Here is a 22,079-nt window from a genome sequence, read left to right as displayed (position 1 = left end):
TGATGCTTTAGCTGTAAAATATAGATGTACGAAAAGAAATATTTTAGATATTTTACAGAAGGTTAGGGTTAAGTTGAATGCGCAAAATTATAAGCAAGCAGCAGTAAAGGCGTACGCACTTGGTGTTATTGATTTAGCTTAATAAAGAAAAAGAACTTCTTTAAAGGTAGTTCTTTTTTTGTTCAGGCTAAGTTATCATCAATTTTCATTGTTGATGATAAAAGGAACTGCCTGCTGTGAAGTATTTTAACGTATTGTTTTTATTTACATGTTTAATTGTTTCAATAGATAGTTATGCAGGTTATAGCGTTTCTCCCAACCCAGGTCATCAAAACGATAACTATACTTTTACGGTAACACTTTCTGGCAGTCTTGATGATAAATATGACCTAAAGTTAGCGTTGGGTGATGGAGGTGGAGGTTGGTTAAGCTATGAACTCATGTCTCCTAACAATGATAGAACAAAGTTTACTTATCAAAGAAAAGTTTCAAAATCTGGAGATCGAGTCTTTAAGTATCAGATTTTTGAGAATGATATTGGAGTTACTAAAGAGTACGAAGGTAGCTACACTGTTTTACCTGCAAGTGTTAGTTCTTTTACTCCCAACGAAATAACCAATGAGTCTGTACAAGTAATAACTATAAATGGCTCTAACCTACCATCCACAATCGTAGCGAATATTAATGGCTCAGAATCTTGTACACAGCAGTCCGTTACGTCTACCCAAGCCAAATTTAACTGTACGCCAACAAAAGCGGGCAACCAACGTTTTTATGTCAAGGTAAAAGAGGGCGATGAAGACTTTATCAGTGGCTCTGAAGATTGGTATGTCAATGTAACTCAAGACACCAGTCCAAGCGTCAGTGGTTATTCACCGAAAGAAATTACAGTAAACACGACGCAATTAGTCACGATTGATGGCTTTAACCTGCCATCCACAATCGTAGCGAATATTAATGGCTCGGAATCTTGTACACAGCAGTCCGTTACGTCTACCCAAGCCAAATTTAACTGTACGCCAACAAAAGCGGGCAACCAACGTTTTTATGTCAAGGTAAAAGAGGGCGATGAAGACTTTATCAGTGGCTCTGAAGATTGGTATGTCAATGTAACTCAAGACACCAGTCCAAGCGTCAGTGGTTATTCACCGAAAGAAATTACAGTAAACACGACGCAATTAGTCACGATTGATGGCTCTAACTTACCATCCACAATCGTAGCGAATATTAATGGCTCGGAATCTTGTACACAGCAGTCCGTTACGTCTACCCAAGCCAAATTTAACTGTACGCCAACAAAAGCGGGCAACCAACGTTTTTATGTCAAGGTAAAAGAGGGCGATGAAGACTTTATCAGTGGCTCTGAAGATTGGTATGTCAATGTAACTCAAGACACCAGTCCAAGCGTCAGTGGTTATTCACCGAAAGAAATTACAGTAAACACGACGCAATTAGTCACGATTGATGGCTCTAACTTACCATCCACAATCGTAGCGAATATTAATGGCTCGGAATCTTGTACACAGCAGTCCGTTACGTCTACCCAAGCCAAATTTAACTGTACGCCAACAAAAGCGGGCAACCAACGTTTTTATGTCAAGGTAAAAGAGGGCGATGAAGACTTTATCAGTGGCTCCGAAGGTTGGTATGTCAATGTAACTCAAGACACCAGTCCAAGCGTCAGTGGTTATTCACCGAAAGAAATTACAGTAAACACGACGCAATTAGTCACGATTGATGGCTCTAACCTACCATCCACAATCGTAGCGAATATTAATGGCTCGGAATCTTGTACACAGCAGTCCGTTACGTCTACCCAAGCCAAATTTAACTGTACGCCAACAAAAGCGGGCAACCAACGTTTTTATGTCAAGGTAAAAGAGGGCGATGAAGACTTTATCAGTGGCTCTGAAGATTGGTATGTCAATGTAACTCAAGACACCAGTCCAAGCGTCAGTGGTTATTCACCGAAAGAAATTACAGTAAACACGACGCAATTAGTCACGATTGATGGCTCTAACCTACCATCCACAATCGTAGCGAATATTAATGGCTCGGAATCTTGTACACAGCAGTCCGTTACGTCTACCCAAGCCAAATTTAACTGTACGCCAACAAAAGCGGGCAACCAACGTTTTTATGTCAAGGTAAAAGAGGGCGATGAAGACTTTATCAGTGGCTCTGAAGATTGGTATGTCAATGTTCAAGAGCCACTCGATAACGCTGCAATCTTAAACATTCATTTATCAGGACAAGGTAAAGTATTTACTTCTCCTTCTAACGAAATTGATTGTGGTAGTAGTGGTAGTAACTGTAGTTATCAATATAAAAATGATACCCAAATAACATTGGTTGCCAGTGCAGCTGAAGGTTGGGAGTTTAGTTCTTGGAGTTACCAGCCAACTCAAACAAATAAGTGTACAACAGCAGCTTGTACTTTAGTTATTAAAGAAGATTTAACGCTTACAGCGGTTTTTGTTGAGCAAGAAGTACCAACTACAGATCCTCGCCTTATTGACTTCACTCCAAAACGAGCACAAGAAGGAAGTAGTACAACATTTACATTAATTGGTGAAAACTTACCTGAACAGCTTATTGCAAACATTCAAGGAACGTTAGGGCATTGTACAGCGATTAATATTAATGAAAGCTCAGCAACATTAGCTTGTACACCTGATGCAAAAGGCGCTAAACGTTTTTATATCAAAGATGCTAATGATAGAAGTAAATCGATAGCTGGCTCTGAGCATTGGTACGTAGAAGTTACCCCTGCTATTCAAAGCAGTGCACCATCTGTTTGGATTGATAACTTACCCGATTATGCAATTTTAAATGAGCAATTCACTATAACTGTAAAAAGTGAAGATGTTGATGGGGATTTGCTGAGTATTCAAGCCGACTGGGAAGGTGATAATAATCTTGACCGCAAAGTTAACGTAAGCAATGCGTATGGGCAAGATGTTACTTTTTCTTACACTCGTATCAATAATGATTTAAGTGATTTAACCCTGAAATTCATTGCCACCGACGCAAGTGGTAACGAAAGCATCTTCGCACATACTATTCCAGTTGTGCAGCCTCAAGAATCAGAAGAAGTCGTTTCTGGTTATGAAGGGGCTGAAACTGCACCTCAAAAAAGCTCAGTTTGCGAAATAACAGCAGCTACTATAGCCGAAAGTTCAAACCCTATCCTTGCAAGCAACGGTGCTAAGGTTGAGCACAAACAGCTACTTGCTGTACACGGCGTTGTCCCTATTACGTTTGATATTAGCTACAACTCACTTATACGTGGTCAAAGTGGTATTGGTGTAGGTTGGGATTTTGCTAATGCCTATGCTGCACAAATTGCAGAAGCACCAAATGGCGATGTCACTATTCTATGGTCTGATAATCAGCAGCATAAATTTAGTCCCAAAGGAGATGGTACATACAACACCGAAAGCTTTGGTTGTCGCTTAGATAAGTTAGCTAAGCTTGAAGACGGTACATTTAAAGTCGAACGACGAAATCGTTTAACTTATGTTTTCAATGAATTTAATTTTTTAACCCGCATCGAAAACCATAAAGGTCAGGGAATAAATTTTGAATTTGATGAGCAAAGTCGTTTAATTAAAGCTTATGACCCTGTAAGCAATGTGGGTATCAACTATCGCTATAATCAAGATGGATTTTTAGTTGAAGCTATCAGCACAGCAGGTAGAACCGTTTACCTTAACTACGAAAATGAGCAATTAACCAAAATAACTCATGCTGATGGTACTGTTGAAGAGTTCACCTACAACGATTTAGATCAAATTGTCGATCACCTACTTGATTCAGTTTTAATCAGTACAACAACATACGACAACAAAGGCCGTGCTGTAGAGCAGGAAGATTCTCGTGATGACAATCAACCTCTTCGCCTTGCTTATCAAGAAACTGATGAATATGTTATTACAACCATTACCGACAGAAACGGTAGAGTCACTCAAAAAACTTTTGATAAGAATTACCAGCTAGTTAAAGAATCGAACGCTCTTTCTCATGAGCAAAACTTTGTGTACAACGAAGATGGCAAGCCAACGCTTATTACCAATGGCCGTGGTTTCTCCTCAAGTATGGCGTATACAGAGTTTGGTGATATTACCAAGTTAGTGACTCCTGACGGTGCAGAAGATAAAAAAGAATATGATGCCAACCGCAACATGGTTAAACATATTAATGCGCTAGGTGAAGAAACGCTCTATCGCTATGTAGATGGCACAAATAATCTTGAGTCCGTCAAAAATGCACTTGGCTTAGTTACTTCGTTTACTTATAACACAAATAATCAAAAATTAAGTGTTACAACACCGGAAGGAAGAACCACTTCTTTTGGTTATACCAATGGTTTATTAAGTAGCGTAACCAATCCAGAAGGTCATACTCGTCATATTTATTATGATTTGGATGGTTTTGTTGAGTCTGAAACTGATTTTCTAGGCAATATCACTACCTTCGAGCGTGATGGTTTAGGGCGTGTGACGAGAAAAGAAGATCCACTAGGCTTTGTTGAAACCTGGGCATATGACGGTAGAGGCAATGTACTGGAATATGCAGATAAACGTTACAACAGTGGGTTTAGTGACTTCGCTGGAAAAATTCAAAATAGCTATAATGGACAGGGCGATCTAGTTGAGAAGCGCTGGGTTAGTAAATATTACAATAAACCTGACGTTGTCTACAGTTACAAATACGATGGTGAAAGTCGGTTAATTAAAAGCACAGACCCTAATGGTAATGTCACATTAATAGAACGTGACGCCATAGGGCGAGTGATGTACACAACTGATGCATTGGGGAATAAAGTTGAAGTTGAGTTTGATGAAAACGGCAACCTAATTGAATCGATAGACGCTAAGGGCAATATCAGTAAAGCAACTTTTGATGAAATGGATCGCACCACGCAAACAGAAGACGCTGCGGGCAACAAACACGCTTTCGTTTATAACTTACTTGGGCAGATCACCAAAACAACCAATGCATTATCGCAAGTTTGGCAAAATGCTTATGACAAACTTTCACGTTTAGTTAGTGTTACCCATCCAAGCAATGCTGATGAGCCACTGCTTGCCAAGCAAGATTATGATGACGACAACAATGTTACCAGTATCACAGTACCTGCGGGTGACATTCGTACACTTGCTCTTAATAACAATGCGCTAGTCGAAACTGAAACCACCGCAGATAGTGTTGCGTTGCAATATTCATACAACGAAAATGGTTTAGTAAGCACGTTCATCAATGGTCGTAGTCAGCAAACGAGCTATGAGTATGATGCTAACTCACGCCTCATCAATGTTACTGATCCTATTTCGACCATTAGTTATGGCTATGATCAAAATGCAAACCCGACGAGTGTTACTGAAAACGATATCACTATTTCTAGGTTGTATGACCGTTTTAATCAAGTTGCTCAGTATAAGCAAAATGATAATAATTTAAGTGGTGTTAATTTCCTTCGAGATGTTGCAGGAAACCTAGTGCAGGTTGAATACACCAATAATAATGGGAACACTAACCTCCCTATTAAATATACTTATAACGCTCTCAACAGAATTACTTCTGTCTCAGGTTTGAACCAAGACTTTTTAGCTGCTAAGTATGAATACGATGCTAACCAAAATATCACGAAAGTAATTCGTGGTAATGGCACGATACTAGAAAATACCTATGATAACTTGAATAGGCTAACCAGCAGTATTGATAAAGCACCTGATGGCACAGTAATACTTGAACAGCATTATACCTATAATGCTATCGGGCAAATTATTAAGGAAGACGTCACACCTGAATATGCGCCACCGATTGAATTAATATCTGCACAGGCAATGACCTATACCGCAGATAACCGTATAGAGACTAAAAATACGGATGAGACTTTTACCTTTGATGGTGATGGTAACACACTCAATGTTGGTGATTTGGCATTAAGTTTTAATGCTCGTAATCAGCTAGTAAGTGCTGATGATCATAAATACACCTACAATGCTGAGAGTATGCGTGATTCGTTAACTTACTCAGTTGGCAATGATGTAACGCAAATCCGTTATGCCTTGCTGCCAGATTATCTCGGTTTACCCCAAATAGCATGGCAAGAAGTTACTAATCCTGATGAAACGGTAGATTATCACTATTTTATCTACAGCCCTTACGGTTTAGTTTCTCAACATACATCAAAAGCGAACCAAGTCGAACAGGACTATTATTTCCACTACGACTATCGCGGCTCTGTTGTGGCAATTAGTAATAAAGAGGGCGAAGTCATTGCCCGTTATGGCTATACGCCATTTGGTAAACGCTTTGACGCACCAGGCTTTACAGAGCAAAACCAAGCGATTACAACACCGTTTGGTTATAACGGTCGTGATGGGGTTATTACCGATAATAACGGTCTTATCTATATGCGCGCCCGTTATTACTCACCAGAGCTTCGCCGTTTTGTGAGTAAAGATCCAATTCGCGGTGAAATTAACGATTTAGGCTCACTCAATCGCTATGCTTATGTAGGTGGTGATCCGATTAATTTAGTGGATCCGAGTGGGTTAACTAGCACTAGTGCTTCAAGCAAAATTGACTCGTTGGCAAACGCTCTAGAGTGGTTTGCAAACATAGCATATCAAGGAACAATGGGAGGAGTAATCGTTGGGAATGGTAGTGATGGTCTTGTAACTTCCAATGAGCTGCCCTCTGTATTAGAGGTTTGCTCAGCATTGGTGATTAGGAAAGGTACGCCAACATTTAAGCTTAGTAGTGGCAGTACCAAGGTTAACAATACAAAAAAAGACATTATCGAAAGTAAAGTTATAAGTGGAGATGTTCATAAGCCTGGAATCTATAAATTTGAGACAGGTTATTATGATTCAAGAAAAAATATTCAAGATACACCCTATAATGGGATCGCAGGAGGTACTAGCTCCATACGACCAAATCGAACAGTTATCGAACGCTTATCGGATAGAAGAAAATCAGATATAGAGAAGATGGGGCCTTTTAGAGTTGAGAACCCACCTTTGAGCACAATACCCGCGCTTGAAAAATATTCTATTAAATTGATGACTACCATAGACCCTAATTATGGCAACACTATATACAAAACTAAATTGGAGCCTTAAATGATTATTAAAGTAATGAGTGTTTTTCTTATTTTGCTTATGTTTCCTTCATTTGCGGCAACATACAAATACGACAATAACAACCGTATTACTGAGGCCACCTATAAAGACGGTACTGTAGTCAGTTATTCCTACGATAAAAATGGTAATTTACTCAGTGTAACACCAACTGAAAGTTCATCAGGCGGTGATGATTCCGGTGAGTCTGATACGGGAAGCGGTGATACGGGTGGTACAGACAGCACTACTCCGGTAACACCTGAACCACAAAAACAGGAATCTAGCGGCGGTGCTTTTGGGTGGTTAAATTTACTATTAATATTAGCTTTTATTGTTATTCGAACTCGCGATAGAGTAAGGTTGAAAAGTTAGGCGCTACTAAACTCTGGTTATACCCCATTTTATTAAGCTTATAGCCCCGTTTTGGGGCTATTTTATTACTTTAAAGCTGCTACATTATTTAATGTGGCAGGCGTCGCGAAACTTGATGATAGAGTCTGGGAAAAATAATACGTTTTTACGTGAAAACTTATAGCATTTCATAAGTACTTTGAACTGGTGAGATTTATGGTATTCACCTAAAGTCTTTTCACACACGCAATACAGCACAGGTTTCTTCGATAGTCATTAACGGCTTCATAAATACTCCAAATATATTAGTAAGTTAATTTACAATGCTCAGGCCAGCTTAAACTAAGGTGCTTACGCAACTACGCCGGTCTGCTGTCACCAGCCCTTTTTTGCAAAGAGCTCCTTGATAGCATTATTCTCTAGGCTGACTTCAGCATACATTTTTTGAGCTTAATGTTTTCTTCTTCAAGCTTTTTAACATCAGAAGCTTCCATACCACCATATTTCAACTTCCAGTTGTAAAACGTCCCATTGCTAATGCCGTGTTTACGACATACGTCCTCAACTTTCATACCTGAGTCAGCTTCTTTTAGCACAGCAATAATCTGTGATTCGGTAAAACGTGATTTTTTCATAGTTAGTCTCCTGCTTTAATGATTGCAGAAAACTCCAATTATGCATGTCTCATTTTATGGGAAGGTGACAGGTAGATAGTGCTGTGAAAGGTCTGAAGAGGTGGTTGTACCTCCGTGAACTGCCTTCAGGCAGCTATATCATCATTTGATTTACGATAGTGAACAATGTTTTGATTCATAGATAGTATGTCACTGAATAGTAGGGTTTATTCTCATTCATAATCATAATCATAATCAAAACTCAAACGAAGCGAAGGGCTGCTTCATAAAAAATATCTAAGAGCTTATCCAGCCAGTTTACGACAGTTCTCTCTAACATAAAGAGGCGGGTTTTGGGTGATCACCGCTGCTCGCGAGCGAGGGCAAAAGAAGGTATACACCTGAAATTCAAAGTCGTCATTAATGGCGGTACCAACCTGGTACAGGGCACTGATAAAGTCGGTATCGAGACGGAAATTATATTTAACCACATAGTCTTTATCTAAATACCAAAATAGCTCAACGCCTTCGGCCTTGGCTTGCTGTGCTAATACCGATTTCAAGGTATCACCAGTATCAAAGCGTCGTGCTTGCTTTTCTCCGGTCCAATTAGGGCTACTCGGTTTTACTGCTAGGGCGCGCTTTGCTAAGGCATCTTCAATGGGGAAGGTGGGTTTGTCTAATTTGATCACATACTTATCGCGGTCGGTGTCGCGATTAGACATGCGGTTTCTAAAGCTTTCATAAAACTGCGATAAGCCTTGTGCCGCGACATTGGTGGTTTCTTTAAAGTTCATGGTTTTGCTGGCGCCAAACAAAAAGTAATAGGCAGCCCAAATCAGTAAAACGCCCAGTGAAAGGTGTTTTACCCAAAACCACATTGCAGATACGGTATTTTTCTTTTTTTTAGCCATGTTGAACTACTCCTGGGCGCTAATAAACCGACTCGGCGTTTTCATCGGGCCGTGTTTTAAAACGGCGGTGCACCCACATATACTGTTCTGGTGCGCATAGAATGGCTTGTTCCATTCGCTGGTTCACGCGCGTTACGTCTGCGGCATCATTGCCACTGGGGAAATCCGCCATTTCAGGTTGTATTGCTAAATGATACAACCCTTTATCATCTCTAGTACAGTGTAAGCTTAAAGTATCAGCTCTGCTACTACCAGAGAATAATAAAGTACCAGTTGTGGTGGCGGCGTCTGGCATTTGAAAAAAGGGCACGAACTCGGCGCGTTTGCGGCCATAGTCTTGATCAGGTAAATAATAACACACGCGCTTTGAGCCGAGCGCTTTGAGCAACCCCTTAACGTCCCGTTTCGTAACTAAGTACTCGTTGGAACGCAGTCGCCCTCGGGTCATAAAGAATTCCATTAACGGATTATTATGTGGGCGGTAGAAGCCCACACCTTGGATCTTAGTGCCAAGTACGCGACTAATCATTTCTAGATGCAGCATATGAGGGACCAGTAACAGTACCCCTTTGCCTTGCTGTTGTGCCCGCTCAATATGCTCAATCCCTTTAATGGAACCGACAACGCGTTTGACGCGCCACTCGGGCCACCACCATGCCATTCCCGTTTCTAAGGTGGCAATGCCGGTGTTTTCCATGTTTTTGCGTAGCATTTGCTGGTGCTGCGCCTCATTGAGCTCGGGAAAGCACAATTTTAAATTAACATCAGCAATATGGCGGCGCTTATGCATGTATTTATGCACTAAACGGCCCAAGCCTTTACCTAATGAGAATTGCAGGCGTTGTGGTAACCAAGAGATAAGATATAAACACACCACTCCAAGCCAAGTCGGCCAAAATTTCGGGGCCAGGAATGACCACTTAAAGGGAGAATGATTTACCAAAATACTGTACCTGAGACAAAAATAGAGGGGCTAGTTTAGCGACTCAGGAAGAAAAACACAAAAAGCCAGCATGTGCTGGCTTTTTGGTGACGAAATGAACGGCTTAGCCTTCGATTAGACCTTGGTTGATGGCTTCAAGGTCGGCACGAGTTAAGGTTCCCGTTGCTTGCTTTAAGCGCAGTGAAGACAGTACGTAACGGTAACGGATATCTGCTAGGTTACGTTTGGCGTTATAGAGGTTTTGCGTGCTCACTAACACGTCAACGATGGTACGTGTACCAACATCAAAACCGGCTTCCGTTGCTTGCAATGCACTTTCGGCTGATACCACCGCTTGCTCTAAAGCGCGGTAGGTTGCCACATCAGAGGCTACTTGGTTGTACGAGGTGATCACCGAACGCGTCATGTTGCGCATAGCCGCTTCCATGTCTTCGCTGCTGGCAACAAAATTAGCACGTGCTTGCTCGGTTGCTGCAACAGTGCGGCCACCAGTGTAGATTGGTACGTCAAGGGTTAAACCAATTTGTGTGTTGTCGCCACGAGGAGCATGCTGGCGACCTTGGCTGTCTTCCAGTGAATCGCTGTAGCTAGCACTTAGGTTCAGGGTTGGGTAATGGCCGGCTTGGGCCAAATCAATTTGATCTTTGGCAATATCAACGGCTGATTTCGCCACCTGTAAATCGAGGTTTTTGTTTTTAGCAATCTCGATAAAATCCGTCGCTTCACGGTTTGGTTTTACCGTAGAGAACTTTTCAGTGTCGAGTTTGTCTAGCTTTGAGTGGTACTTACCGGTAATGGTTCTGAGTGTTTCACGGGCCGTTTCCACTGCGTTTTTCGCTACGATTTCGTTAGCCACTGCGCGGTCAAACTGAGCGCGTGCTTCGTGAACGTCAGTGATAGCGGTTAGACCCACTTCGTAGCGTTGCTTGGTTTGCTCTAGCTGGCGCTCAATGGCACGTTTTTCTGCTTGCACAAATTCAAGGTTATCTAAGGCGCTTAAGACATCGAAATAGCCTTCCGCGATGCGTACGATCAATGCTTGTTTTTGTTGCTCGTATTGCGTGCTTGCCTGTAGCGCCACTTTTTCGGCAATTGATAGGCCTTGCCAGGCTGACATATCAAAAATGGTTTGGCTTAGTGAAATTGAGCGACTAAAGCTATCTGTATCTGCTTCGTTTAAAGTATAGCCAGTCGCATCCGTTTGCTGCGGTGACGCTCCTTCAACGTTTGAGTCAGAATAACTCATTCTAAAGCCTAGCTGTGGTAGCAATTCCCCTAGCGCTTTGTCTTTGGCATACTTTTGCGCGTCTGCTTGGGCTTTCGCCTTTAATACGGTCGGATCGTTTGCCGTGGCAATATCGTATACTTGCAACAAGTCTTCCGCGTGGGATAGGCTGCTCGCGAGTGAGCACGATAAACCGACGACTAGAGATAAGATGGTTTTTTTCATTTTTCGCTCAGTCCTTAGACAAATTTTATACTGTCAGCATGGTAACCTGTTTTTGCCGAGCGATTAAGGCTAAAAAGGTAAACCATCGCCAACAAGTGTAACAGAATATATAAAAATCACCCTGCCATTGTAATGTGGAAAACATTAAAGGTAAACGACTTCGTTTACTCATTTTAGTATGACACTTGATATAGGGGCAGGTGGTCGATTTTTAAACCATTAGTGGTCAATTTATAGGATTATTTTATGCAGCCCTTGAGCCAATTTGATCAACATGATGTCAATATTAGTGCAGTAAATACCGTGTTTGATGGTTTCTTTACTATCCATCAGTATGAATTTCAACATGCACTATTTGCAGGCGGTGTCTCTGACACCGTAAAACGAGAGATCCTTGAACGTGGTCACGCGGTGGCGGTATTGCCTTACGATCCAAACACTGATGAAGTGTTATTAATAGAGCAAATTCGCATTGGTGCCTTGGCTTCACGACAATCTCCATGGTTACTTGAATGCATCGCCGGCATGGCGGAGGGCAGTGAAGATTATCAAGCCGTAGCGCGAAAAGAGGCGCAAGAAGAAGCCGGGCTTGAGTTGGATAAACTGATTTATATGCGCTCTTATTTGTCCAGCCCAGGTGGCACCACCGAGCGTTTGTATCTTTATCTTGCTGTAACGGATCTATCTCAGGCAAAGGATCAAGGGGTGTTTGGACTGGATGATGAAAGTGAAGACATTAAAGTGCATGTATTGCCTTTTAGTGACGCCATGGCACGGCTAGAAAGTGAGGAAATTGATAACGCTGCCACCGTAATTAGTCTACAATGGTTGGCATTAAATAAAACGCAAGTACTAACGGGGAACGAGGAGTAATTTTTGTCACAGGTATTGAGTCCTAAGCAGTATATTCAATCTCTGCCACGATATATTACGCTATGCGAACGTAATTATTTACGTGCGCTTAAAGTGTTGCCCGAAGAAGTTGTCGGTGAGCAACGTGTGGTCGACTTATCCGCGGCACGTTATGGCATCACCATTGAAAACGTCAGTAAATACACCACCGATGTTAGTATTGAGCAATTAGCAGCAATAACTAGCCACTTACCCCATTTCGCCTTACTGGTTAGGTTGTATCACGACGCCAAAGTGGCAGAAGTCATCCATCGTGATTATCACCGTCGGATCAAGCCTTCCTATGGCTACCCCAACCCCGATATGCATCAAAAAGATGAAAAGTACCAGCTAAATGCCTTTTTGGCGGATTGGTTGATGGTATGTCTTGAAAAAGGTCGTGTGCATTTGAATTGGGATTTTGATAATGGCTTGGTTTAACGAGGTATTTCATTTTGATAACACCACGCTGCGAATTGGCCATTGCAGTGATTGCCATTTATTTGCCCATCCCAATGATGAATATTTTAACGTCAATACAGCGTATAACTTCAGCCGCACGCTGGCAGCCATGGCTAAGGAATCCTTCGATGCGGTGATTTTTGGTGGGGATTTGACTCAAGATCACAGCTTGGAATCGTATCAGTTGTTTGCCCGCTTGGTGGCGGAAAGTGAGCTGGCTTGTCCGGTGTTTTGGCTGCCAGGCAATCACGATGACATCGACAGCTTGCACTGTATTAGCCAAGGGCAAATTAAGTCCCATAAGCGTTTAGCAGGTCCATTTGGCCAAGTATTACTGCTCAACTCGAAAGGCCCAACCCCAGCGGGGTGGTGTGAGACAGCGCATTTGCAGGAAGTGGTGGAGTGTGGTAATAAACCTGGCATTGCTTTTGTGCATCACCATCCAGTACCTATAGCTGGGTATTTAGATAAGCATATATTAGAAAACGGTCCCCAGTTAGTGAATTGCTTGGTGGATAACACGCAGATTCAAGCGCTGTTTCATGGCCATGTTCACCATGAGTATCAACTGTCGCTTCGTGGCTTTGCTATTTTTGCAACACCGGCCACATCAATACAGTTTGCTAAAAACACGCTACAATGGCAGCAACAGAATTTAGGCCCGGCATTTAGGGTCATTGAGTTATCACCACAGAGCTTAACAACAGAGGTGAAATGGCTCGACGCGTAGTATATATCCATGGTTTTAACAGCTCTGAGCGGTCTTTTAAAGCGACTGAGTTTGGCCGTTATATGGAGCAAAAACAAAGCACTTACAGTGTACCTAGATTGCATTATGATCCAACAATCGCATTAACACAGCTGCATGCTTTGGTAGATTCTGATACTGTGTTATTAGGCAGCTCTTTAGGTGGTTACTATGCCACCTATTTGTCGCAGACCTTGGGGTGTAAAGCCGTGGTCATTAATCCGGCGGTAAGGCCGTTTGCGTTGTTGAACGATTTTCTTGGGCCGCAGTATAATCCATACCAAGAGTGTCATTATACGTTGCAACATAAGCATGTGGAGGCGCTACGAGCGCTCTACATAAATACCCTTACAAGCCCTGAAAAGCTGTTATTATTGCAACAAACTGGTGATGAAGTACTGCCTTTTATCGATGCCGTACGCTATTACCAACACTGTCAGCAGTTTGTTGAGTTTGGTGGAGATCATAGCTTTGTCGGATTTTCGCGCTATTTTGATACCATCGCTGAATTTTTAGCAATCACTTAGTTAAGTAAAGAGCATCACCGTGACGCAATTACTGTCGTCACACCTTATTTGCAACTGCGAGACATCGTGGTTGAGACTTATTTGCGGATAAAAATACAACTAGAACTAGCCTATGAGTGAGCAAAATTATAATTCCGAAGCCATTGAAGTTCTAAATGGTTTAGAGCCGGTAAAACGCCGTCCGGGCATGTACACCGATACCACAAGGCCAAACCACTTAGGCCAAGAAGTTATTGATAACAGTGTCGATGAAGCGTTAGCTGGGCACGCCACTAAAATTGATGTGATCCTGCATGAAGATAACTCGTTAGAAGTCGTCGATGATGGTCGTGGTATGCCGGTGGACATTCACCCTGAAGAAGGGATCCCTGGGGTTGAGCTTATTCTAACTAAGCTCCATGCTGGTGGTAAGTTTTCGAATAAAAACTATCAGTTCTCAGGTGGCTTACACGGGGTAGGGATCTCGGTGGTGAATGCGCTGTCGACGCGGGTACAGATCACGGTTAAGCGTGATGCCCAAGTCTACCAAATGGCGTTCGCCCACGGTGATAAAGTAGAAGACTTAACCGTAACCGGCACGGTTGGCAAACGCAATACCGGTACCTCGGTGCATTTTTGGCCAGATCCTAGCTATTTTGACTCGGCCAACTTCTCCCTCAGCAAGATGCATCACATCTTAAAGGCCAAGGCGGTATTGTGCCCAGGTTTGAAAATCCGTTTTATTAATAAGCAAACCAAAGAGACTCAAGAATGGCATTATGAAGCCGGTCTCGAGGATTACCTAAAAGACAGCGCCGAAGGCTTTGAGGTGCTACCTAAGCCTCCTTTCACAGGCAGTTTCAGTGGTTCTACTGAGGGCGTAGATTGGGCGTTGCATTGGTTGCCTGAAGGCGGCGACTCGATAGCCGAAAGCTATGTTAACCTCATCCCCACCGCGCAAGGTGGTACCCATGTAAACGGCCTTCGCCAAGGCTTACTGGAAGCCATGCGCGAGTTTTGTGAATTTCGAAACCTAGTGCCGCGAGGCGTTAAGTTGACTCCAGATGATGTCTGGGACCGCTGCAGTTACGTGTTATCAGTAAAAATGGAAGACCCGCAGTTTGCTGGGCAAACCAAAGAAAAACTGTCTTCACGCTCCTGTGCCACCTTTGTTTCAGGCATTGTTAAAGATGCCTTTAGCTTGTGGTTAAACGAACACACCGAAACCGCTGAGTTACTGGCTGAGCTGTGCATTAGTAACGCCCAAAAGCGCATGCGCGCGGCGAAAAAAGTGGTGCGTAAAAAAGTCACTTCTGGCCCAGCGCTACCGGGTAAACTAACCGATTGCTCTGGCACTGAAACCGAGCGCTCAGAACTTTTCCTAGTGGAAGGGGACTCAGCGGGTGGCTCTGCTAAGCAAGCGCGTGACCGTGAATTCCAAGCAATCATGCCGCTACGGGGTAAAATACTCAATACGTGGGAAGTGGAGTCTGGGCAGATTCTCGCCTCGCAAGAGGTGCATGATATTTCTGTTGCTTTGGGCATCGATCCTGACTCAGAAGACTTGTCGGGATTGCGCTATGGTAAAATTTGCATTCTTGCCGATGCCGACTCCGATGGTCTGCACATTGCAACACTGCTGTGCGCGCTATTTGTTAAGCATTTCCCAACCTTGGTAAAACAAGGCCATGTGTTTGTCGCCATGCCGCCTTTATTTCGAATTGATGTCGGTAAAGAAGTGTTTTACGCCTTAGACGAAGACGAGAAAAAAGGCATTTTAGACCGCATTGAAGCCGAGAAAAAACGCGGTAAGGTCAATGTTCAGCGCTTTAAAGGGCTGGGGGAAATGAACCCTATGCAGCTGCGTGAAACCACCATGGATCCCAACACTCGACGCTTGGTGCAGCTAACCCTTGATGAGCAAGAGCAAACGCTGGAAATGATGGACATGTTGCTGGCGAAAAAGCGATCCGGCGACCGCAAGTCTTGGCTTGAGCAACATGGTGATAAAGCCGAAGTTTAATAACAAACAAAATCATGCCAGTGGGTTACGCTGCTATGGTTTTGATGATTACGCCAATGCGATGGTTCGCATCAGCTACAACAACAAGTAAGGTGTAACATGACTGATCCTCAAGCCCTGTCGTTACAGGGCATTGAACAACTAGCAATGGGGCGTTTTACCGAAGACGCCTACCTTAACTACTCCATGTACGTGATCATGGACCGAGCCTTACCGCATATTGGTGATGGCTTGAAGCCAGTGCAACGTCGTATTATTTATGCGATGAGCGAACTGGGGTTGTCGGCACAAGCTAAATATAAAAAGTCTGCCCGTACTGTAGGTGACGTACTTGGTAAGTATCACCCACACGGTGATAGTGCCTGTTATGAAGCCATGGTATTAATGGCACAGCCGTTTTCTTATCGCTACCCGCTGATTGATGGTCAGGGTAACTGGGGTGCGGCAGACGACCCGAAATCGTTTGCAGCCATGCGTTATACCGAGGCCAAACTGTCGAAGTTCTCCGAGGTGCTGTTGAAAGAGTTAGGCCAAGGCACGGTGGATTGGACCGCGAACTTCGATGGCACCATGAATGAGCCCAAGGTGTTACCATCACGGTTACCGCATATTCTGCTTAACGGCGTAACCGGGATTGCGGTGGGGATGGCGACCGACATCCCGCCACACAATGTCCGTGAACTGGCCGAGGCATGCTGCTTGCTACTCGACAAACCAAAAACAGAGTTAGAAGAGCTGCTAGATATAGTGCACGCGCCGGATTACCCCACGGATGCCGAAATCATCACTCCGCGCAGTGACATTAAAAAGCTGTATACCACTGGTCGCGGCTCCATTAAGATGCGTGCGGTGTACAGTGAAGAACAGGGCGAAGTGGTGATCACGGCCTTGCCTCATCATTGCTCTGGTGCCAAAGTATTAGAACAAATTGCCGCACAAATGACCGCGAAAAAGCTGCCGATGGTGGCAGACTTACGCGATGAGTCCGATCACGAGAACCCCACTCGTATCGTCATTGTGCCACGCTCTAATCGGGTTAATGTCGAGTCTTTGATGGCGCACTTATTTGCCACCACCGATCTGGAGAAAAACTATCGTGTTAACTTGAACATGATTGGTCTCGATGGTCGCCCGCAGGTAAAAGACTTACGCCAAATCTTGTCTGAGTGGTTGCTGTTCCGCCGTGAAACGGTACGCCGCCGTTTGCAATACCGTCTCGACAAGGTATTGGCGCGGTTACACATCCTCGAAGGCTTAATGATTGCGTTTTTGAATATCGACGAAGTCATTGAAATCATTCGCAATGAAGACAAGCCTAAAGAAGAGCTCATTGCACGCTTTGGTTTGACCGATAAACAAGCCGAAGCAATCTTGGAGTTAAAACTGCGTCACCTTGCGAAACTCGAAGAAATGAAAATTCGCGGTGAGCAAGAAGAGCTGGAAAAAGAACGTGAAGGCTTGGAAAAAACCTTAGGCTCTGAGCGTCGTATGTCGACCTTGATGAAAAAAGAAATCAAGGAAGCGGCTGAGCTGTATGGCGATGATAGACGCTCGCCGGTGGTTGAACGCAACGAAGCCAAAGCCCTCAACGAAAAAGACTTGATCCCCTCTGAAGCCGTGACCGTGGTGCTATCAGAAAAAGGCTGGGCGCGGGTTGCCAAAGGTCATGACATTGATGCCCAAGGGTTAAATTACCGCTCTGGTGACGCTTATAAAGCCTCGGCACGCGGCAAGAGCAATCAACCTGCTGTGTTCCTTGACACTTCCGGCCGTGCGTTTGCCACCGATGCCCATAGTTTGCCATCGGCAAGAAGCCAAGGCGAACCCATGACAGGGCGCTTTAATCCAGCGCCCGGGTGCAATTTTGAGCACGTAGTGATGGCCGAAGAGCAAGCCCACTACCTGATGGCGACCGACGGTGGCTATGGCTTTATTGCTGAGTTTAACGACATGGTCAGCAAAAATAAAAACGGTAAAGCCTTTGTGAGTGTGCCAAAGGGTGCGCAATTGCTCGCGCCCATTCCGGTGTTCGATGTCGCCTCTGACATGTGTATGGCGATCTCCAGTGAAGGCCGAATGCTGTTGTTCCCACTGCGAGACCTACCTAAACTAGGTAAGGGTAAAGGCAATAAGATTATTTCTATCCCGAGTGCCAAAGTGCAAAGCCGCGAAGAGTTCGTTAAGGTATTGGCGGTGGTGCCTGCAGGTAGCTCCGTGACCCTTCATGCCGGTAAGCGCAAACTCACCTTAAAGCCGAGTGATCTAGAGCATTATTATGGTGAGCGTGGCCGTCGTGGTAATAAACTACCGCGGGGACTGCAGCGGGTTGACCGCTATGAGTTAGAGCAAACCGCCCAAGAGGTGGAAAGCGACTCGCCAGACGGCGAACCAAGTTAAGACAAAGGGCCGCAACCGCGGCCCTTTTTACTGCACCATTGCTCAAAAACCTGCATGGCAGAGAAAAAAGTGGCAACAGTGCAGCATTTTTATGGTCATTACGCTAAAATGCTCGGTTATACCAAACTGCATCCCGTATGGCTGGTGCTGGCGATAGGGTCGCGCAACAGCTTTGGGGCAGAGTACTATTTTTTAAAAGTATGGAAAGTAGCATTGGCTGCTTATCACCATCACACGGGCTTTCCTAGGGGTAACTATGTCAGATAAGTGCTATATCACAGCGCAACAATTGCTAGAAGATTCTTTTCGCTTGGCCGCACAGGTGTATGAAGATGGCTTTCGACCTGATTTTATCATCGGTATTTGGCGCGGTGGCGCACCAATTGGTATCGCAGTGCAAGAGTATTATGATTACAAAGGCATAGAAACGGATCACATTGCAGTACGTACTTCTTCGTACTATGGTATCGGCAAGCAGTCGAAAGAAATCAAAGTACACGGTTTGCATTACATTGTGGAAAACGCCAACGCCGGTGATTCACTCCTGATTGTCGATGACGTGTTCGACTCGGGTCGCAGTATTTTCGCGTTACGTGAAAAGCTGGAAGAGTTGATGCGACTGAACCTACCAAAAGACATTCGCGTCGCTTGTCCTTATTACAAGCCCACCAACAAAAAGGTGCCAATGACGCCGGATTATTACATTCATGAGTCGGATGAGTGGTTAGTATTCCCGCATGAGTTATCGGGCTTAACCCCGGATGAGCTGCTTGAAGGCAAGTCGGATCTTGCGAATATCAAGCATTTATTCGATAAGTAAATCACATAGGGTTATCGCTTTGAGGCGCGAAAGCGCCTCAAAATACTGCGCTTACGCTTGTGCGAAGCTGTCTACAAAATCCTCTAAGGCATCCACATCAACGGGTTTTAATCCTTCGCTGCTGCGAACAATCAAGCCTTTTTCCACCAACTCACTCACCACTCGGCGATACGCGCGTTCTGTGGTCGCAAAACGTTCGGCTTCGGCGCTCACAGTGGAATAAGCACGCAGCAAAGTTGGGTTAGAGTTTTCCGCTCGCAATAAACAGTCTTTGGCAATGTTATAACTCAAAGGCAGCAGCAGTTTATCGAGGTTGATCTTTTGGTTTTCAGCAAATTTAGCGGCAATGGTTTGCGCCGTATAAAGACTTAACTCGGGTTGCTCTAGCAATAGCTTACGCCAATGTTTTAGCTCAATAAGGTGGTAAGTCACATCGCTTAAACACGATACGGTATAAATACAGGGTTGATTATTTAGCGCTTCAATTTCGCCAATCAGCGTATTATTACAGTCCAGTTGCCCCAGCAGTAGGCGTCGGCCATTACCGACATCATAACTAAACGATACCGTGCCACTGGTCACCAGGATCAGCTTAGTAAGCGGCTCATCTTGGTGGATCAAGACTTCCTTTTTACGGTGTTGAAAGCTATTACCGGCAAAGGCAAGCAGCTGTTCGACCAAATTGGTTGAAAAATGATATTGAAACATCTAGATGGCTCTTCGGACAATTGTCCTATTTATTAAACTATAATGAAGTTAGCATGAATTTTCAGGTTTTACGCTAACTCACACCGTTTAAATAATATTGCGTTTAGTTCATGTTAATGAGCTATTCTGTATTACGATTAAACCCCCGATTCCCGTGTTAGAGCTAAAGTATTGGTGCTAATTTCTTAGGGGCTTGTGGGTTAGCTTTTTTCTTAAATGCTATACAGCGTATGCTAACGCAAGTTGGAGGAGAGAACAAATGAGTTGGGAATATTTAGGCTATTTGGCCTCCGCTTTTTTAGTTGTTTCTTTGATGATGAGCAATGTCGTCAAGTTGCGTTGGTTTAATTTAATGGGCTGTATTTGCTTTACGGCGTATGGCGCTGTTATTCAGGCGTGGCCGGTGGCGTTAACCAATGGCATTCTGGCCTTGGTTAACACCTACCACTTGGTGAAATTACACAAGCATCAGCGTTGATACTTGAGTTCACCGGCTATCCAGGTTTGCTCGACCTTAATGTCATCGATTTTTTCTTCTGGCACACTAAAGTAATCGCTGTCGAGAACAATAAAGTCGGCCCACTTACCTTGCTCTAAGCTACCTAATTTATATTCTTGAAAAGCCGCATACGCCGCGTCTAAGGTAAAGGCTTGTAATGCTTGTTCACGACTGAGCTTTTCAGCTGGACGCCAGCCCGACTTGGGTTGGTTATGGTGATCTTGTCGGGTGATGGCAGCATGTAAGCCATGGAAAGGATTCGCCAGTTCTACTGGAAAGTCTGAACCCGCAGCGACTTTACTGCCTTGTTGTAAAAAGGTTTGCCAAGCATACGCTCCTCTTAGTTGGCCATCGTCAAGGCGCTGCTCTGCCATGTGCATGTCCGATGTCGCGTGAACCGGCTGCATTGATGGTATGATGTCTAAGGTTTTAAAGCGTGGAATGTCGTCTGGGTGGACAATCTGAGCATGTTCAATGCGGTTACGCAGTAGCTTGCCACCGGCTTGCTGAAACACATTTTTATAGGCATCCAGCACGATGCGATTGGCACGGTCACCAATGGCGTGAGTATGGGCACTGTAACCATGGCGAATACTTTGCGTGATTAAAGACTCCAAGGTGCCTTGGTCTTCTAACATTAAGCCCTTATGGCCTTTGCGGTCATGATAATCTTCAATGAGCGCTGCGCCACGGCTGCCAAGGGCACCATCGGCGTAAATTTTCACACTGCGGATCAACAAGTGGTCATTAAGGTCTTTGATCACCCCAGCATCCAGCATTTCACCAAGCTTAGGGTCGCTGGCACTGAGCATGGCATAAATGCGCAGTGGCATGGTATTGGACTTGGCACGCTGTTGATACACCTGCCAAGTAGTATGATCGATGCCGGCATCGTGAGTTGCGGTGATCCCTAAGCTCAACAAGTGCTCACCGGCCTTATTTAAAGCTTGATTGACTTGCTCTGTCGATTGCTCGGGAACGTGTTTGCGGATCAGCGCCTCGGCCTTATCGATAAAAATGCCGCTAGGTTGGTTATTGCTAAGGCGAATTATTTCGCCGCCTTCAGGCGCTGTGACTGCCGGGTCTAGATTGGCCAACTCCATGGCCTTGGAATTCACCCAAATGGCATGACCATCTACCCGAGACAGCATCACAGGTTTATCACTCACATAGCGGTCCAAGTCAGCGGCATTGGGAAACTGACCACCAGGCCACAGGGTTTGATCCCAGCCGCGGCCGATGATCCATTTGCCTTGGTGCTGTTTGGCATAGGCGGCAAGCTTCTCGCCCACTTCAGCTGCACTTTTACTGCCGCGGACATCCAGTGTCAGGAGGTTATTGCCTAAGCCAATGACATGGCCGTGAGCATCGATTAAACCCGGTAGTAAGGTTTTTCCTTGGCCATCAAAGTGAGTGGCGCTGGGGTATTGCGAGGATAAATCCTGTTGACTGGTTTTTACCACTTTGCCGTCTTTGATCACCAGCGAGCTAAACTGTTTGAGTTGTTGCGCTTTAGTTGGGGTGTAGCCATTGACGTTATGAATTAAGGTCACTTGCGCAGTGGCGGTGACACTAAATAAAGTGGCAAGCGCGAGAACGATTGTTTTCATTATGTTGTCC

Annotated in this window: 16 protein-coding genes and 1 pseudogene; 11 read left to right on the top strand and 6 right to left on the bottom strand. The window is 44.3% G+C overall.

Annotated features, from left to right (window positions below; translation table 11 throughout):
• The first annotated feature begins 236 nt into the window (after positions 1-236).
• A complete protein-coding gene (locus R3P39_RS10410) occupies positions 237-7,133 on the top strand; it encodes an IPT/TIG domain-containing protein (protein ID WP_336567356.1) in 6,897 nt (2,298 codons plus the stop codon).
• The gene (locus R3P39_RS10405; RefSeq protein ID WP_336567354.1) at positions 7,134-7,505 is read left to right on the top strand and encodes an RHS repeat domain-containing protein; all 372 of its coding nucleotides are present in this window, start codon (positions 7,134-7,136) and stop codon (positions 7,503-7,505) included.
• 363 nt (positions 7,506-7,868) lie between these two features.
• Here the strand turns inward: R3P39_RS10405 and R3P39_RS10400 are convergent.
• The 4 genes and pseudogenes from R3P39_RS10400 to tolC form a co-directional block, all read right to left on the bottom strand.
• Positions 7,869-8,119 (bottom strand): annotated as a pseudogene (locus tag R3P39_RS10400) (transposase); the annotation flags it as partial.
• 284 nt (positions 8,120-8,403) lie between these two features.
• On the bottom strand, positions 8,404-9,012 hold the full coding sequence (locus R3P39_RS10395; RefSeq protein ID WP_336567351.1) for a TcpQ domain-containing protein: 609 nt from the start codon (positions 9,010-9,012) through the stop codon (positions 8,404-8,406).
• A 19-nt stretch (positions 9,013-9,031) separates the two neighbouring features.
• Positions 9,032-9,955, bottom strand: coding sequence for an LpxL/LpxP family Kdo(2)-lipid IV(A) lauroyl/palmitoleoyl acyltransferase (gene lpxL, locus R3P39_RS10390; RefSeq protein WP_336567349.1), 924 nt, complete (start codon positions 9,953-9,955; stop codon positions 9,032-9,034).
• Between the two features lie 103 nt (positions 9,956-10,058).
• Positions 10,059-11,405 (bottom strand): outer membrane channel protein TolC, encoded by a 1,347-nt coding sequence (gene tolC / locus R3P39_RS10385; RefSeq protein ID WP_336567346.1) that lies wholly within the window; start codon positions 11,403-11,405, stop codon positions 10,059-10,061.
• A gap of 246 nt (positions 11,406-11,651) precedes the next feature.
• Between tolC and R3P39_RS10380 the strand changes: the two genes are divergently transcribed.
• From R3P39_RS10380 to R3P39_RS10345, 8 genes are all read left to right on the top strand, one after another.
• The gene (locus R3P39_RS10380; RefSeq protein WP_336567345.1) at positions 11,652-12,278 is read left to right on the top strand and encodes an NUDIX domain-containing protein; all 627 of its coding nucleotides are present in this window, start codon (positions 11,652-11,654) and stop codon (positions 12,276-12,278) included.
• Between the two features lie 3 nt (positions 12,279-12,281).
• The gene (locus R3P39_RS10375; RefSeq protein ID WP_336567344.1) at positions 12,282-12,737 is read left to right on the top strand and encodes a DUF1249 domain-containing protein; all 456 of its coding nucleotides are present in this window, start codon (positions 12,282-12,284) and stop codon (positions 12,735-12,737) included.
• Positions 12,724-13,488 carry a metallophosphoesterase gene (locus tag R3P39_RS10370; protein WP_336567342.1) on the top strand — a complete coding sequence of 255 codons (765 nt, stop codon included), beginning with the start codon at positions 12,724-12,726 and terminating at the stop codon, positions 13,486-13,488. The genes R3P39_RS10375 and R3P39_RS10370 overlap by 14 nt, the downstream gene beginning before the upstream one ends.
• Positions 13,473-14,033 carry a YqiA/YcfP family alpha/beta fold hydrolase gene (locus R3P39_RS10365; protein ID WP_336567340.1) on the top strand — a complete coding sequence of 187 codons (561 nt, stop codon included), beginning with the start codon at positions 13,473-13,475 and terminating at the stop codon, positions 14,031-14,033. The genes R3P39_RS10370 and R3P39_RS10365 overlap by 16 nt, the downstream gene beginning before the upstream one ends.
• A gap of 112 nt (positions 14,034-14,145) precedes the next feature.
• Positions 14,146-16,035: a DNA topoisomerase IV subunit B gene (gene parE / locus R3P39_RS10360; protein ID WP_336567339.1), complete on the top strand. Its 1,890-nt coding sequence runs from the start codon at positions 14,146-14,148 to the stop codon at positions 16,033-16,035.
• A 99-nt stretch (positions 16,036-16,134) separates the two neighbouring features.
• Positions 16,135-18,432, top strand: a complete 2,298-nt coding sequence (gene parC / locus R3P39_RS10355) for a DNA topoisomerase IV subunit A (RefSeq protein ID WP_336567337.1) — start codon at positions 16,135-16,137, stop codon at positions 18,430-18,432.
• 54 nt (positions 18,433-18,486) lie between these two features.
• Positions 18,487-18,699, top strand: coding sequence for a hypothetical protein (locus R3P39_RS10350; RefSeq protein WP_336567336.1), 213 nt, complete (start codon positions 18,487-18,489; stop codon positions 18,697-18,699).
• Entirely contained in the window at positions 18,689-19,252 is a 564-nt protein-coding gene (locus tag R3P39_RS10345; protein ID WP_336567334.1) for a phosphoribosyltransferase, read from the top strand. The genes R3P39_RS10350 and R3P39_RS10345 overlap by 11 nt, the downstream gene beginning before the upstream one ends.
• 51 nt (positions 19,253-19,303) lie before the next feature.
• Here the strand turns inward: R3P39_RS10345 and R3P39_RS10340 are convergent, their stop codons facing one another.
• Positions 19,304-19,960 carry a Crp/Fnr family transcriptional regulator gene (locus tag R3P39_RS10340; RefSeq protein ID WP_336567333.1) on the bottom strand — a complete coding sequence of 219 codons (657 nt, stop codon included), beginning with the start codon at positions 19,958-19,960 and terminating at the stop codon, positions 19,304-19,306.
• Positions 19,961-20,153: 193 nt separating this feature from the next.
• Between R3P39_RS10340 and R3P39_RS10335 the strand changes: the two genes are divergently transcribed.
• A complete protein-coding gene (locus R3P39_RS10335) occupies positions 20,154-20,438 on the top strand; it encodes a YgjV family protein (RefSeq protein ID WP_336567331.1) in 285 nt (94 codons plus the stop codon).
• Here R3P39_RS10335 and R3P39_RS10330 read toward each other — a convergent pair.
• Positions 20,429-22,069, bottom strand: a complete 1,641-nt coding sequence (locus R3P39_RS10330) for an amidohydrolase (protein WP_336567330.1) — start codon at positions 22,067-22,069, stop codon at positions 20,429-20,431. The genes R3P39_RS10335 and R3P39_RS10330 overlap by 10 nt on opposite strands.
• Positions 22,070-22,079: the final 10 nt, after the last annotated feature.

The organism is Pseudoalteromonas sp. UG3-2, from assembly GCF_037120705.1.
Classification (GTDB): domain Bacteria; phylum Pseudomonadota; class Gammaproteobacteria; order Enterobacterales; family Alteromonadaceae; genus Pseudoalteromonas.
The sequence above is the reverse complement of the archived record's forward strand: the minus strand, read 5'-3'. Positions and strand labels throughout refer to the sequence as shown.